The organism is Pedococcus sp. P2_E5 (genome assembly GCF_056403895.1).
In genome coordinates this window covers 20,931-35,219 of the sequence record NZ_JBFUEP010000024.1, presented here as the reverse complement: position 1 = coordinate 35,219, position 14,289 = coordinate 20,931, and the positions used below count along the sequence as shown (strand labels likewise).

The following is a 14,289-nucleotide window of genomic DNA, read 5'->3' as shown; positions in this document are numbered from 1 at the left end:
ATGGGCCGACGTAGTTCACATCACTCGTGCAGGGTGGGACCGCCCAGCTCGCGGCGGAAGGACGCACAACACCCATCGCGGCAGATCCGGTAACGTCCGCACCTCAGGATGAAGGGCCGCAATGGCGTCGGTCAGCATACTGAAGCCCGATGGAAGTCGAAGTGGGCCACGTTCGCCGAAGCGAGTCGGCTTTCGAGCACGTCGAATCCGCGCCTCAGAAGCAAGTCGTGTTCGCCGTCTGAAAGCGGTACGCCTTGCAAGGCGTGAACATCGTGGTCGACTCCGTCCACGGTGACTGTGCCGAGGCCCTCGAAGTCGAATGGCTCGCTCCACATGACGTGGGGCACGGTTGTATCCGGGAAATACTCGCGAATGGCGTTGGGAAAAACGACCCCTGGTGCAGCGAGCCAGCCGTCCTTCATGACGCAGAATGCCGAAGTCGCCACGACATTGGCCGCCTGTAGCGCCCCCCTCGCGGCCACCAGCATGAGCTCGACCCTGACATCTCGGCCCTCCAGCATGTTGCGCGAGGCATGCAGGGACGCCGTCGAGTAGGTGTCAAGCGCAGGGGCGGGCGTCGATGCTGCCTCAATCACGGCGACGCTGTGCCTCTCGGTGGCGTCGTAGTAGGCGCGAACCTGACTTTCGCCTCCGAGTGCGCATCGAAGGTATGTGGACATCAGTGAGCGAGTGGGGGGCAGAGCAGGCCGCGCTGTCATGTTGGGGATCTTGCCCGATCTCCATCCGAATCAAGGCCCGACACTCGCCACAGGCGTCCGCTCATCGCCATGTGAGTGCACATTCGACCCGCCCAGCTCGCGGCGAAGTGACGCATGGCGCATGCAACTTGGTATTCCGACGTCCTGGTTGGAAATGCGTCGCCTTGGGGGCGCGCGCGGCGCGAGTCAACGAACCCGTTGCCAGCTCCCCTCGAGCACCGCTCGATCGGCATCGCGGGCCGGCAGGGGATGGAGACCTTCCACCGGGACGGCGTTGCGCGTTGTGAGGGCGTCACCCCGGATCGACCATTCGACGGCCGTGAGGTCGTTCTGCACCCAACGGCCGAGGCCGTCGTACCTCACGGTTCCTTGGTCGCCGATCTCGAGCCCGCCCTGGTCGTTCTCGACGAAGATGAACCACCGGCTCCCGGCGAACTCGATGACGAAGCGGCCGGAGCCGTCGGAGAAGCCGTTGGAGGTCTTCCAGGCTGGGTCGGGCCAGAAGTGCACATCGTTCAACTGCCCCACGGTGACGTCCCGAGCCCATCGGCCATCCGGGATGCCCGGACCGGTGTAGGCGGTGACGCTCGTGGATATCCACGTGGTCTTGGTGAAGAACTGGACTCGGGACACACAGCTGTCGGCGACCGACTCGAAGATGAGCTGGTCACCACGAGTGGTCATGCGGTACCTGCCGCCGGGCGAGTCGCAGATGTGGTTGTTCTGGCTGAACGCGTCCGTTCCGAACACCCCTCCACGGCCGAACCGCCCGGCCACCAACGGTTCCCCCCTGCCGTACTTGTTGGGAGGGGTGGCGGTAACCTTGCCGTCGGCGCCGACAGCGAGCGCCCATCGACCGGAGGCCTGGGGCGCCTCGGCGAAGGGGGCGACCAGGCCGGCATACCGGTCTTGAAGCGTTGTCGGTGTCGGACCGACTGGCGGGGCGGGCTCCGGCTTCGGCGTCGTCTGCGCCATCAGGGTGACCACCAGCGCGGCGCAGGCGGCTGCTGCCAGTCCGGCGACGCCAGCCCAGCGGCGCGCCTGTCGGCGGCGGTGGGCGGCGAAAGCCTGGCCGAGCAGCAGCTCCACGTCTGGTTCGCGAAGGGCTGCGGCATTGGCGGTCAGGCCCACTCGCAGGCGGTCGTCAACGGGCATCGGACCCGACCTCCTCTCCGAGGGTTTGGGCTAGCCGCGCGCGGGCGCGGAACAGGTGCTGCTTGACGGTCGACTCCGACACCTGCAGGGTCCGGGCGATCTCCAGGACCGGCCGGTCCTCGAAGTAATGCAGCACCACGACAGCGCGCTGCATGGGCGCAAGCTGCTGGACGGCGAGGGCGACATCGTGGTCGGGGACCGCGGCTGTGCGCGGGAACGACTGGGCAGTGGCCTCCTTGACCGGTCGGCGCGCTTCGCGACCGACGTGGCGAACGGCCATCCGGATGGCCACCTTGCGCACCCACGCCTCGGGACGGTCGTATGCCGCGACGGACCCCCACTTCGCGAGGAGCGTGACGAAGGCGTCTTGGGTGATCTCTTCCGCCGCACCCTGGTTGTGGACAATCAGGTAGACGGTGCGCGTGATCGAGGCGAAGCTGCCGCGGAACACCAGCTCGTAGTCACGCCGTTCATCGGTCTGCATCGCATCCCCCGAGCGTGGATGGGACACCTCGACTCAGGCTGCAGGAAGCCGTGCCGGCGCACCACCTGCAGATGGAGGAGCGGGTCATGACGGGGCGAAGGTCGGGCTCAGGCTCGGCACCAGCTTCGACGCGTCCACGGGGCCCGGCGGGGCCTGAGCGATGGCGGTGACGGGGGCTGCGATCAAGGCCAGCGCGGAAGCGGCGAGCGCGACGGCGACACGGAGACTGCTGGTGCGGTCCATGGCTTCCTCCAGGTGCCGTGCGCGACGGTCGCACGGTCTACCCATTAACAGACCCAAGGAGCCGTGGAGGTTGACACTTCGAACGCAGGTTCTGGTGAGTCGACCGGAAGCGAAGTCTGATGCTGGTGGAACGGTGCTGGATTTAGGCGTCCAGAAGGATTTCGAACTCGAGTTCGTTCTCGATTGGAATGCCCTGTCCCGGGGCGTAGAGCCCTCTCGACGAGTGCCGCTTCTAGGGCCTGATCCCGAATGGTCCCAGCGCGCCGGCGTCGACGCGCAGTGACTCGAACAACGCGTAGGCGTTGTCGACGGTGAAGACGTCTGCTCCCGCCAGCTTGCCGAGGTACTTGTCGACGATGGGGGCGGCTGCTTGCAGCGCGGCCGCGTCGAGATAGGTCTTGAAGATCGCCCAGGCGTTGCCCGACGGCCCGTACTTCTGGAAGAACGGAGTGGGGTCGAGGGATGCCAGCGTCTGCTTGGTGCTTGCGTCCAGATCCCGGATGTACTGTCGCTGCAGGTCGCCGTCGGCGCGGACACCGAGGCGGCCGAGGTGGCCGCCGACGAGGGTTGTCCAGCGGTAGTCCATGGCGGTGTCGTGTGCGCGCACCCAGCCTGGAATGTTTTGTGACACGGCCAGATTCTTGAACGGCGCCCAGCCCGGGAAGAGGACGTCGACCACCATCAGCGTGCGTTGCCTCGGCGCGTAGATGAAGATGTTGTCCGGCGTGTGGTTCGGCCCGTGGTAGGCCAGTTCAAGCCGATCGCTGCCGAACTCGAGGACGTGCCGGTTTTTGAACGTCAGCGTGGGGGCCGGACGGTTCGGGTCGCCGGTCTCGAGCAGCAGCCGTCGGGTTTGCTCATGTCCGACGCGGAGCACGTGGTCGCCGAAAATTGAGGAGGCCCCGATGTGGTCGGCATGGAAGTGCGAGTACACCAGGTGGGTCACGGTGGACGGTGTGCCCGTCTTGTTGGTGACTTGCTTGATCGCCCGCAGCAAGTTGTGACCGATGGTGGGAGGCGCGTCCACCACAACCACGCCGTGTGCGGTGGCAAGGAACATCGACTGGTAGAAGCCGTCCGTCACCCAGTACAGGTTGTCCTTGATCGGGCCGACGAAGTACCCATCGGCGTTCAGCGGTGGACCGAAGGCACTCGGTGGAACGGGCGCGAACGACGGCAGGTCGCCGGCCGAGGCCGCGTCTGCGGCCGCGGCGCTTGCCGGGATGAGGGTCGGGCCGAGGATGGCGGCTGCGGCCGGTGCTGCCGCCACGAGCGCGGCGAGTCCGAGAAAGCCGCGCCGGTTGGGGCGGGTCGCCGATTGCGGGATGTCAGTCATGGGGTGCTCCTTTCCGCTGGCGCGCCTTGGCCCTGCGTGGTTTTGCCGCTGCGGTGATCGATTCGAGGTCAAGGGTGTTGAGATGTGCCGACAGACGGGCGAGCAGATCGGTGAGCTGCTCCCGCTCATCGGCGGTGAAGATCGAGAATTCTGCGGCGTGCAGCGCAGTCACCTCGGCCAGGTACGCGTCGATCACGGGCTGGGCCGCATCGGTCAGTTCGATGAGCACGAGCCGGCGATCGTGGTTGGGCCGCACTCGCCGGACCAGGCCCCGGCGTTCCAGGGTGTCGACCAGCGAGGTGATGCTCGCGCCACTGACGAGCAGGCGTTCGGCGAGCACGTTCGCGGGCAGCGGCTCGCCGGCACCTTCGACGGTGGCAAGAAGAATCCGCGCCGCGAGGGACAGGCCGTGCCGACGCAGCGCGCGGGTGTCGGTTTCGGTGAACCGGCTCGAGGCGAGCATCAGGTTCTGAGCGCACTCGGTGGCAGTTGGATCACCGGAGGGGAACTCGCGGGCGAACGCGCGGCGGTCGACCCGTCTGGCAGTCGGCTCGTGCCCCCCGTCGTCCGGGGCCACCTCGGTGTTGGACCTGCTCAGTAGTCGAGCTGTTCGGACGACTCGAGACATGCGATGTCGGGCGCACCCGTCACGCCGCCCTTGCGCATCACTTCGGGCAGAGCGGAATCGGAGGCGAACCCCTCGGCCGAGCCGCGATCGGGGAAGTCGATCAGGACCGTCACTTGGTTGCCGTCGTGCAGCACCCGGTGCCCGGTCGCGCCATGCTGGCGGCGGTTCGCCTCATGGCCGTCGAATGCGTGCTTCCAGTCGTCGTAGCTGTCGACGGTGTGGCGCACGAGCAGTGTTGCCGTCATCTCTACCTCCCTGGTGGGCGGACTCCTTAGAAGTCCGATCATTAGATCTCTAAGGAATACTCCGGAGCGGGAACTTCGTCAATAGGCAGTCGGGCGTGCATGACACGTGACCGTTCGTGCGGCCAACGGGCCGCCGAGAACGGCGGAGAACAGTAGTTCGGTCGAAGGGTGCTGCGATGTCCACGGGTTGATTGAAGGCCAACACGAACTACCGCTACCGCGTCGTGGCGTGGAACCACGCCTGGGTGTCGGCCTACTTCAACATCGCCGCGGCCAGGACTCCACGCAGGTAGCCAGGTAGCCAGGGAGCTGGGCACCTTGCGCCGCCCGAAGGTCGCGCCAGGAAGACCGCGCCAGCAGGAGGTTCCCCCAGCGTCTCTGCCGAAAGATCTGCCAATTGTCGGAGGCGGCATGACTGAGACCGGGCCATCCTCGTAATTGCGGGTGTCCGGCCGGCCACCCGACCAGGAACAGGGGAAACACAATGAAGGCAACACGAATGACCGTTCTGGCTACGTTTGGCGCCGCCACGGCTCTGGTGCTCTCGGCAGGGCCTTCGCTGGCGCACGAGTGCATGAACGCCAGCAAACAGAACCAGGCCGCTGGCGTCCAGGTGGTGATCAACGCCAACACCGGCGAGATCGTGTGGACGACGCCTGGCCTGGCCAACCGGCTGGACCGCGGACTCGTGAGCCCCGACGGGGTGGGCTTCCATGGCCTGGTCGGCCTCGACTTCGACGGCGACGGAGTGGTCGACGTTGCCACGTACATCGTGGGACCTGATGACGAGGTCCCCGATAACGCCCAGTCAAACGGGGATCCCTGCCACGGGGTGACCAGCATCGAGACGTTCTTCAGCCAGTGCGTCGGCGGGTAGGGTCTGAGTCGCACAGACCGGTCCGGACGGGGTACTCGAGCGCGGGGCCGCCGAGCCACCCGGAAGCAGCTCAACGCTCTCATTCGGCTTCTGGGCCGGTCGGGTAGGGCACTCGAGCAGCCGCGCTCTCGCATGCCGGCGCGCTGACCGAGCGCAACGTCGTCGTCAGCCCGACGTCCGTGGTGACCGGAGCCAATGAGGGGTGCCGTCGACGGTTTCGGTTTCACCCCACCGAGGACGAGCCGACCCACAACTCCGGCCCCGACATCGGAACCACGCCGTCCCTCGACCACCTCGACTCACGAAGGTCAGCCTCGCCGGCAACAACCGCCTCACGACTAGCCACCCCGGCAGATTTCGCGGGCGACAGGTGCCTGCTTCTTTGTGGGCGGTGTGACGCGCCCCATCGCCGCGGCTTAGTACTGGGCCAGAACGAGCTCGAGCAGGGCGGCCTCGACTTCGCGGTCGAGCTCGAGGCCGCGCAGGCGCGCTGCCGCGTCTGCGGGTCCGTCGGCCGACCCGACCAGAGCGAACGCCGTGCTCTTCAGGTTGTAGTCGATCCTGGCCCGGTCGAGCACCTGGCGTAGTCGCTCGACGGTCCGCGACCAGTCGAAGGGCCGGACGTCGTCGAGGGTGACCGTCAGGCTGTCACCGCTGGCGACCTCGCCGAGGGCGAACCGCGTGCCCGCGGTGGTGGGTGCGGGGGAGAGGGTCGGCTCGTCTGTGCCCTGGGTGGAAAGGGTCGCGTCCGCCTCGACGCCGAGGACGAGCAGCGTCCACGTGCGCGAGGCCGGGAGGACGTCGACGGCGCCAGTGGGCGCCGCGATCACCAGGGTGCCGCTGGCCTCGTCCCAGGTGATCGTCGTGACCGCGGTGTGCGCCCCGGTGCTCCCGTCGTCCGTGCCGCTGCTCCCGTCGTCCGCACCGCTGCTTTCGTCGCCGGCAGCGCCGCCTCCGTCATCCTCGCCGCTGCGCCCGTCGCCGGCAGCAGCGCCGCTTCCGTCGTCCGCACCGCCACTCCCGTCGTCCTCGACGAGGTCGAACCGGCCGTCCGCCCCGACGGCAAGGACGAGCTCGACGTGCTCGGGCAGCGCCGTGCCCACGGTGGCGTCCTCCGAGCCAGCCAGCGGCAGAAGGCCGCCCGCCCGCACCAACACCGGCAGGGTCTCCAGGGGCCGGTGCAGTCGCACCTGCCTGCCTCCGCGGTACCGCGTGCCGGTGAACAGGTCGGTCCACACACCGTCCGGCAGCCAGGCCTGCGCACTGCCGAGCCCGAGGACCTCCTGCTGCGGGCTGGTGATCGGGGCCACCACGAGCTCGGTGCCGAAGCGGAACTGGTTCGGCACGGCATACGCCTCGATGGCTCCTGGGTCCCCCCAGTACATCGGCTCGACGAGCGGCGCCCCCTCGCGCGCGGCGCGGGCGTTCATCGTGTGCAGGTAGGGGACGAGCCGGTGCCGCAGCCGCAGGAAGGCGTCGATGGTGGCGCGGGCCTGGTCGGGGAAGGTCCACGGCTCCTTGCGGATGAACGGGTGCAGGGTCGAGTGCAGCCGCATGATCGGGGAGAAGACCCCGAGCTGCACCCAGCGGACGGTCAGGTCGTCGTCGCGGCTGCCGTACCAGTGACCGCCGATGTCGTGGCTCCACCAGCCGTAGCCGATGTTGGACGAGCTCGCGGTGAAGTAGGGCTGAAAGGCGAGCGAGTCCCAGGTGATGTGGGTGTCGCCCGAGAAGCCGACCGGATAGCGATGGCTGCCCGGCCCGGCATACCGGGAGAACGTGATGGGCAGCTGACCGCGCCTGGCGGAGTCGTTGAAGTGCTCGATGTTCAACAACCACAACGGATCCACGCCAGGGGTGCGGCTGAAGGACCCCTGTTGCCAGTCCAGCCACCAGAAGTCGACGCCCTCGTCCTCCAACGGATGGTGGAGCCGCTGGAAGTACGAGTCCATGAAGCGGGGGTCGGTCGGGTCGAAGGCGACCGCGCGCTCGCTGGCCGGGTCGATCCCCATGTCTGAGGCGACCTGCGGGTAGGCGTCCTCGAACGCGCGGACCCCGTCGGCCGGATGGACGTTGAGCGTCACCGCGAGGCCCCGCCGGCGCAGCTCGGCGAGGAAGGACGGGGGGTCGGGGAAGAGGTCGCGGTTCCACGAGTAGCCGGTCCACCCGGTGCCGAAACGTGAGTCGATGTCGACCCAGTGCCAGTCCATGTCGAGCACCGCGACCGACAGCGGCACCCGCTCCGCGTCGAAGGTGTCGAGCAGCTCGAGGTACTCGTCGGCGGAGTAGGGGTGGTAGCGGCTCCACCAGTTGCCGAGCGCCCAGCGGGGGAGCATGGGCACCGCACCGGACACGGCGTAGAGGTCGGCGACGGCGGCGCGGTAGTCGTGGCCACGGACGAAGACGTACAGGTCCTGCGTGCCCGGGCGACGCACGGCCGGAGCTCCGTCCTCGATGAGGAAGGAGTCGGAGTCGTCGATGACGGCGATGCCGGTGCGGGAGACCACCCCCGGGCCGAGGGGGACGGCGCCGTCGATGTCGTCTAGGGTGCGGGCGGTGCCGCCGAGACCGTCGGCCGGCTCGCCGTAGCGCCACTCGCTGGTGTGCGCGTCGGGCATGGCGGAGGTCGCCGTGACGACCAGACCGCTGGGGCTGAACGCCTCGCCGTCGTAGTCGAGGTGCAGGCACTGCGTCGACAGCTCGATGCGCTGACCGTGGCGGTGCACCTCGATGTCGGGGACCGACAGGGTGCGGTTGACCGCGAAGGTGCTGGCCCGGTCCTCGAACTCGCCCGACTCCGACCACTCGATCCGCAGGAGCCCGGGGGTGAGGACGGTGATCCGCCAGCACTCGCCGGCAACCACCGCGTCGGGGTGTGCCACCGGGTTGCCGGGAACCGTCAGTCGAGGCGTCATGGGTGCCCTCCTTCGCGTCGAAGGGTATCGGGATCTGGGCCACGGGACGGGGTGCGCGCGCTCCCGCCTATCCTTGAGCGGTGAGCACCACGCAGCACCACGACGCCCTCGCCAGCCTCGCGGCCGGCGCACACCTTCCGGCTGCCCAGCAGCCGCAGTGGCCCGACGCCGCCCGCCTCTCCAGCGCCGTCGCCGAGCTCGCGTCGTATCCGCCGCTGGTGTTCGCCGGGGAGTGCGACGTCCTCAAGTCCCGGATGGCCGCCGCGGCCCGCGGCGAGGCCTTCGTCCTGCAGGGCGGGGACTGCGCCGAGACGTTCGCTTCCGCGACCGCCGACAACATCCGCGACCGGGTCAAGACCATCCTGCAGATGGCCGCCGTCCTCACCTACGGCGCCTCCGTCCCGGTCGTCAAGGTCGGCCGGATGGCCGGCCAGTACGCCAAGCCGCGCAGCAGCGGAGCCGAGACGCGCGAGGGAGTCACCCTCCCGGCATACCGCGGCGACATGGTCAACGACTTCGACTTCACCCTCGAGTCACGCACGCCCGACCCGCAGCGGCTCGTGAAGGCCTACCACGCGAGCACGGCCACGCTGAACCTCGTGCGCGCCTTCACCCAGGGCGGCTTCGCCGACCTGCGCCACGTCCACGACTGGAACCGCGGCTTCGTGGCCAACGCCGCCAACAACCGCTACGAGCGGCTGGCCAAGGACATCGACAAGGCGATGAAGTTCATGCAGGCCTGTGGCGCGGACTTCGATGCCATGCGCACCACCGAGTTCTTCTCGTCCCACGAGGCGCTGCTGCTCGACTACGAGCGGCCGCTGACCCGCGTCGACAGCCGCACCGGCGAGCTCTACGACACCAGCGGCCACTTCATCTGGGTCGGCGAGCGCACCCGCGACATCGACGGCGCCCACATCGACTTCGTCTCCAAGGTGCTCAACCCGATCGGCATCAAGCTGTCCGCCAAGGCCGAGATCGACGACGTCCTGCGCCTCATCGACAAGGTCGACCCCGACCGTGAGCCGGGCCGCCTGACCTTCATCACCCGGATGGGTGCCAAGACGGTTCGCGACGCCCTGCCGACCCTGGTCGAGAAGATCACCGGCTCGGGCGCCCAGGTCACCTGGATCTGTGACCCCATGCACGGCAACACCTTCGAGTCCGCCAGCGGCTACAAGACCAGGGACTTCGACGACGTCGTCGAGGAGGTGCGCGGCTTCTTCGAGGTGCACCAGGGCCTGGGCACCGTCCCCGGCGGCATCCACGTCGAGCTGACCGGCAACGACGTCACCGAGTGCATCGGCGGCGCGGAGAAGATCCTCGACGCCGACCTGAACAAGCGCTACGAGACGGTCTGTGACCCGCGGCTCAACCACCAGCAGAGCCTCGAGCTGGCCTTCCTCGTCGCCGAGATGCTGTCCAAGGACTGACGTCCGCGCCGGTTCTCGCGGGGCCACCGCCCGGGCCCACCTCTCGGGCCCACCTCTCGGGCACCGCCCGAGCCCACCGCCCGGGTGAGCCTCGAGCAGGTATGCCGCCGGGTCGCCGGCCGTCGAAGCCGGCCGACCTCCTAGGCTGGCTCGCATGCCTGCTGCACCCCTGGTCGACCTGCTCTCCGACACCCTCACCCAGCCCACCGACGCGATGCGGCGGGCGATGGCCGACGCCCCCGTCGGCGACGACGTGTTCGGCGAGGACCCGACGGTCCGTCGGCTCGAGGAGCGGGTGGCCGAGCTGCTCGGGCACGAGGACGCGCTCTTCGCGCCCACCGGCTCGATGGCCAACCAGCTGTGCCTGCGGCTGCACGTCGCCCACGGCGAGGAGCTCATCGCGGACTCCCTCGCCCACGTGCTGCGGGCCGAGATGGGCGCCGCCGCGGTGCTGTCCGGCATCTCGTCGCGGTCCTGGGTCGCCGACCACGGCGTGCTCGACGCGGCCCAGCCGCTGGCGCTGATGATCCCCGACGGCGGCACCTACCAGGTCAACACGCGCCTGGTCGTCGTCGAGAACACGCACAACTTCGGCGGCGGCACGGTTCAGCCGCTCGACCAGATCGAGGCACTGCGCGCGGGCACCCGAACGCGGGGCGTGGCGATGCACCTCGACGGCGCGCGCCTGTGGAACGCCCACGTCGCCACCGGCGTCCCGCTCGCGACCTATGGCGCGTTGTTCGACACCGTGAGCGTGTGCCTGTCCAAGGGCCTCGGCGCCCCCGTCGGCTCTGTCCTCGTGGGCTCGCGCGACCTGATGGGGCAGGCTCGCATCTGGCGCAAGCGGTTCGGGGGCGGTATGCGACAGGTGGGCATCCTGGCGGCAGCCGGGCTGCACGCCCTCGACCACCACCTGCTCCGTCTCGCCGACGACCACGCCCGGGCCCGGCGCTTCGCCGAGGCGGCGGCCGCCGCGGTCCCGGGCTCGATCGACCCGCAGCGGGTGCAGACCAACATCGTCGTGCTCGACGTGGCGGGCGCGGGCTGGACCCCCGCGGGGTTCGTCGAGGAGGCGGGCCGACGCGGCATACGCCTCTATCCGGTGAGCACCACGGCGGTGCGGCTGGTCTGGCACCTCGACGTCGACGACGCGGGCACGGACCGCGCCGTCACCGAGCTGGTGCCGTTGCTGGAGAAGGGTCCGCAGACCTAGCCATCTGACCTAGCCCCCAGGGCTGCCCAGAGACCGAGCCCTCAGACCTGGACCTCAGACCTCGTGGTGCAGCAGCTCGGCCGGGCGGTCCTCCTCGGCTGAGGCGCCGGAACGGCGGCCGAGCAGCTCGACGACGTACATCGCGGTGAGCACCAAGGCGCCACCCAGCAGCATGCGTCCCGTGAGCGACTCGCCCCCGAACAGCACCGCGAAGAACGCCGCGAAGACCGGTTCCATGGTCATGACGATGGCGGCGCGGGTGGCCGTCAGGTGCGACTGGGCCCACGTCTGGGCCCAGAGGGCTACGGCACCGGCGACCAGCGCCATGTAGAGCAACGAGGTCCACTGGCCGCCGGTCGCGGGCAGGGTGACGCCTCCGGGCAGCGCGCCGACCAGGGCCACCACGGTGATGACCCCCGCCTGGACGGTCGCCAGCCCGGTGGCTGACTGGGCGGTCGAGAACCTGCCGAGCCCGATGATGTGCAGCGCGTACAGGGCCGCTGCGGCCAGCGTGAGCATCTCGCCGTAGCCCATTGAGACGCCGCGCAGCGAGAGCACCGCAAGCCCGGCGGTGGCGAGCAGGACGGCCAGCCACGTCGTCCGGGGGATCCGGTCGCGCAGCAGAACTGCTGCGAGCACGGGGGTCAGGACGATGTAGGTGCCGGTGACGAACCCGGACACCGAGGCGCCGGTGTGTTCGAGCCCGACCGTCTGCAGCAGCTGGGCCAGGCCGTAGAGGATCCCCAGGACGACACCGATGAGCACCTCGCGCCGGGTCAGGGCGAGCAGCTGCCGCCGGAACAGCACGGCCATGACGGCCGCCGCGATCGCGAAACGCACGGCCAGGAAGTCGGCCGACGGCACGTGCTCGACGAGGTCGCGGATGAGGAAGAACGTCGAGCCCCACACCGCGGTGACCGACACGAGCAGCAGCGTCGCCAGCCGCGCCGGGGACAGGCTCAGACGATCACCATGGTGACGACCGAGCCCTTGGGCGCCTCGGTGTTGGCTGCAGGGTTGGTGTGGTGGACGGTGCCGAAGATGCCGCCGAGGGCGTTCTCACGCTTCACGTCGAAGCCAGCGGCTCGCAGGATCGCCTCTGCCTCGTCGGCCTGTTTGCCGGAGACATCGGGCACCTTGACCAGGACGGGGCCCTTGGAGACGACCAGCTTGACCGTCTCGCCCTTGAACAGCGTGCCGCCGGCCGGTGACTGCGAGATGACGTTGCCCTTGGCGATGGTGTCGCTGTTGGCCTGCTCGGTCGCGTCGACCGTGAGTCCGGCCTTGGAGAGCGCGTCGACCGCCTCGGCGGCCGGCTTGTTGGTGAAGTCGGTGACCGGGATCGGCTGCCTGCCCTTGGACACGACGATGTTGACCTTGGTCCCGCGCTTGAGCGGGGTGCCCACCTTGGGGTCCACGCTGACCACGAGACCCGCGGTGACAGCCTCGTCGAAGGCCTCCGTGCTCTTGCCCAGCGTCAGCTTGGCCGCGGTGATCTGGTCGCGCGCCTCGGCGGCGGACTTGCTGACCACGTTGGGCACGGCATACCGCTCCGGCCCCTTGGAGACGGTGACCTTGACGTCGGTGCCGCGTCGCACCTCGGCGCCGGCGCCGGGGTCGGTGGACATGACCACACCCTTGGGCACCGACTCGTCGAAGCTGTCGACCCGGTCGGCGCCCAGGTGGGCGACCTCCAGCTTCGCCTCGGCCTGGGCATAGGTGAGGCTGGTGGTCGTGGGCACGAGAGTGGGGGAGCCGGGACCCGCGAGGAACCACCAGGCGGCGACCCCGGCGACCAGGGCGACGCCGAGGGCGATCCAGATCCAGCGCCAGGGTCCCCCGGCACGGTCGTAGTCGTCGTCGCTCCCCATGGTGTCGAGCACCCGGCCGTGCAGCACCGGGGGAGCGGTGGGGGTCTGGTCGATGGGTAGCGACAACCGCGGCACCGGGCGGCCGGGCTGGGCGGCGTGGCGCGGCGCGTGACCAGCGAGTCCTTGGCCAGCGGCCTCGTAGCCAGCCTGGTCGTCAGCCGACTCGTGGCGAGCCGGTACCGGGAGCGCGCTGGTGCGTTCGACGGAAACCGTGCTCGCTCCACCGGCAAGCGCAGCGGGGCCCTCGGGGCGGCGGTCCAGCTCGGTCGGGGTCAGCATCGCCCGCGACTTGCGCACCTCCGTGAGGAAGTCCTCGGCGTCGTAGGGCCGGTGGTCGGGGTCGCGCGAGGTCGCCAGGGCCACCAGTGCGTCGAGCTCGGCAGGCACCGAGGTCACCCTCGACGACGGCGCGGGGATGGACCCGTGGACGTGCTGGTAGGCGATGTGGATCGGGGTGTCGCCGGTGAACGCCTTCGTGCCCGTGAGCATCTCGAACAGGATCAGCCCCGCGGCATACACGTCACTGCGCGCGTCGGCGATGCCGCGCTCGACCTGCTCCGGAGACAGGTAGGCAACCGTGCCCAGCAGGACTCCCGTCTGGGAGGCAGTGGTCTGGGTCGAGACGGCCCGGGCGAGGCCGAAGTCGGCGACCTTCACGGTGCCGTCGTCCTCGCGCAGGATGATGTTCTCCGGCTTGACGTCGCGGTGGATGATGCCGCCGCGGTGGGCCGCGCCGAGGGCCTGCAGGACCGGGCCCATGATGTCGAGGGCGGCGCGGGGTGTGAGCGGTCCCTCGGCCTTCATCACCTCGCGCAGGGTCTGTCCGGGGACGTACTCCATCGCGAGGAACATGTGGCCGTCGTCCTCGCCCTGGTCGAAGACCGACACGACGTTGGGGTGCGACAGCCGGGCCGCGGAGCGCGCCTCACGCTTGAACCGGCTGACGAACGCCTCGTCCTGGGCGAGGTCGTGGCGCATCACCTTCAGCGCGACGTCACGGTCCAGCCGGGTGTCCAGTGCGAGGTAGACCGATGCCATTCCGCCGTCGGCGATGTGCGACTGGACGCGATAACGCCCGTCGAACACACGCCCGAGCAACGACTCGGTGACACCGGAAGACACCCGCAAAGTGTAGGAGGTCTCGCTGGTCATCTCGCGCAGGCGGGTCCG

13 protein-coding genes are annotated in these 14,289 nt (G+C 69.2%); 3 read left to right on the top strand and 10 right to left on the bottom strand.

The window, feature by feature from the left end:
- Window positions 1-131 precede the first annotated feature (131 nt).
- The 7 genes from AC1DVZ_RS09890 to AC1DVZ_RS09860 all read right to left on the bottom strand — a co-directional run bounded on the left by AC1DVZ_RS09890 (window position 132) and on the right by AC1DVZ_RS09860 (window position 4,810).
- Window positions 132-596, bottom strand: coding sequence for a suppressor of fused domain protein (locus tag AC1DVZ_RS09890; protein WP_477618017.1), 465 nt, complete (start codon window positions 594-596; stop codon window positions 132-134).
- A gap of 309 nt (window positions 597-905) precedes the next feature.
- The gene (locus tag AC1DVZ_RS09885; protein ID WP_477618016.1) at window positions 906-1,874 is read right to left on the bottom strand and encodes a hypothetical protein; all 969 of its coding nucleotides are present in this window, start codon (window positions 1,872-1,874) and stop codon (window positions 906-908) included.
- Entirely contained in the window at window positions 1,864-2,358 is a 495-nt protein-coding gene (locus tag AC1DVZ_RS09880; protein ID WP_477618015.1) for an RNA polymerase sigma factor, read from the bottom strand. Before AC1DVZ_RS09880 ends, AC1DVZ_RS09885 begins: the two co-directional genes overlap by 11 nt.
- Before the next feature lie 84 nt (window positions 2,359-2,442).
- Window positions 2,443-2,601, bottom strand: coding sequence for a hypothetical protein (locus AC1DVZ_RS09875; RefSeq protein WP_477618014.1), 159 nt, complete (start codon window positions 2,599-2,601; stop codon window positions 2,443-2,445).
- Window positions 2,602-2,833: 232 nt separating this feature from the next.
- Window positions 2,834-3,937, bottom strand: coding sequence for an MBL fold metallo-hydrolase (locus tag AC1DVZ_RS09870; RefSeq protein WP_477618013.1), 1,104 nt, complete (start codon window positions 3,935-3,937; stop codon window positions 2,834-2,836).
- The gene (locus tag AC1DVZ_RS09865) at window positions 3,930-4,514 is read right to left on the bottom strand and encodes a MarR family winged helix-turn-helix transcriptional regulator (protein ID WP_477618012.1); all 585 of its coding nucleotides are present in this window, start codon (window positions 4,512-4,514) and stop codon (window positions 3,930-3,932) included. Before AC1DVZ_RS09865 ends, AC1DVZ_RS09870 begins: the two co-directional genes overlap by 8 nt.
- 17 nt (window positions 4,515-4,531) lie before the next feature.
- On the bottom strand, window positions 4,532-4,810 hold the full coding sequence (locus tag AC1DVZ_RS09860) for a hypothetical protein (RefSeq protein WP_477618011.1): 279 nt from the start codon (window positions 4,808-4,810) through the stop codon (window positions 4,532-4,534).
- A 499-nt stretch (window positions 4,811-5,309) separates the two neighbouring features.
- Here AC1DVZ_RS09860 and AC1DVZ_RS09855 point away from each other — a divergent pair, with 499 nt between their 5' ends.
- Window positions 5,310-5,687, top strand: a complete 378-nt coding sequence (locus AC1DVZ_RS09855; RefSeq protein WP_477618010.1) for a hypothetical protein — start codon at window positions 5,310-5,312, stop codon at window positions 5,685-5,687.
- A 416-nt stretch (window positions 5,688-6,103) separates the two neighbouring features.
- Here AC1DVZ_RS09855 and AC1DVZ_RS09850 read toward each other — a convergent pair whose 3' ends face one another.
- Window positions 6,104-8,602 carry a glycoside hydrolase family 31 protein gene (locus AC1DVZ_RS09850; protein WP_477618009.1) on the bottom strand — a complete coding sequence of 833 codons (2,499 nt, stop codon included), beginning with the start codon at window positions 8,600-8,602 and terminating at the stop codon, window positions 6,104-6,106.
- An 80-nt stretch (window positions 8,603-8,682) separates the two neighbouring features.
- Here AC1DVZ_RS09850 and AC1DVZ_RS09845 point away from each other — a divergent pair, with 80 nt between their 5' ends.
- Window positions 8,683-10,035: a class II 3-deoxy-7-phosphoheptulonate synthase gene (locus AC1DVZ_RS09845; protein WP_477618008.1), complete on the top strand. Its 1,353-nt coding sequence runs from the start codon at window positions 8,683-8,685 to the stop codon at window positions 10,033-10,035.
- Window positions 10,036-10,189: 154 nt separating this feature from the next.
- On the top strand, window positions 10,190-11,248 hold the full coding sequence (locus AC1DVZ_RS09840; protein ID WP_477618007.1) for a threonine aldolase family protein: 1,059 nt from the start codon (window positions 10,190-10,192) through the stop codon (window positions 11,246-11,248).
- Window positions 11,249-11,302: 54 nt separating this feature from the next.
- Here AC1DVZ_RS09840 and AC1DVZ_RS09835 read toward each other — a convergent pair whose 3' ends face one another.
- On the bottom strand, window positions 11,303-12,172 hold the full coding sequence (locus AC1DVZ_RS09835; RefSeq protein ID WP_477618006.1) for a DMT family transporter: 870 nt from the start codon (window positions 12,170-12,172) through the stop codon (window positions 11,303-11,305).
- A gap of 35 nt (window positions 12,173-12,207) precedes the next feature.
- Window positions 12,208-14,241 (bottom strand): Stk1 family PASTA domain-containing Ser/Thr kinase, encoded by a 2,034-nt coding sequence (gene pknB / locus AC1DVZ_RS09830; RefSeq protein ID WP_477618005.1) that lies wholly within the window; start codon window positions 14,239-14,241, stop codon window positions 12,208-12,210.
- Between the last annotated feature and the right edge of the window lie 48 nt (window positions 14,242-14,289).

What these genes read in the sequence shown, in the direction of transcription:
- AC1DVZ_RS09885 (WP_477618016.1), bottom strand. Translation starts at nt 1,874, where the DNA reads ATGCCCGTTGACGACCGCCTGCGAGTGGGCCTGACCGCCAATGCCGCA.
- AC1DVZ_RS09860 (WP_477618011.1), bottom strand. Translation starts at nt 4,810, where the DNA reads ATGACGGCAACACTGCTCGTGCGCCACACCGTCGACAGCTACGACGAC.
- AC1DVZ_RS09840 (WP_477618007.1), top strand. Translation starts at nt 10,190, where the DNA reads ATGCCTGCTGCACCCCTGGTCGACCTGCTCTCCGACACCCTCACCCAG.
- AC1DVZ_RS09880 (WP_477618015.1), bottom strand. Translation starts at nt 2,358, where the DNA reads ATGCAGACCGATGAACGGCGTGACTACGAGCTGGTGTTCCGCGGCAGC.
- AC1DVZ_RS09870 (WP_477618013.1), bottom strand. Translation starts at nt 3,937, where the DNA reads ATGACTGACATCCCGCAATCGGCGACCCGCCCCAACCGGCGCGGCTTT.
- AC1DVZ_RS09850 (WP_477618009.1), bottom strand. Translation starts at nt 8,602, where the DNA reads ATGACGCCTCGACTGACGGTTCCCGGCAACCCGGTGGCACACCCCGAC.
- AC1DVZ_RS09855 (WP_477618010.1), top strand. Translation starts at nt 5,310, where the DNA reads ATGACCGTTCTGGCTACGTTTGGCGCCGCCACGGCTCTGGTGCTCTCG.
- AC1DVZ_RS09875 (WP_477618014.1), bottom strand. Translation starts at nt 2,601, where the DNA reads ATGGACCGCACCAGCAGTCTCCGTGTCGCCGTCGCGCTCGCCGCTTCC.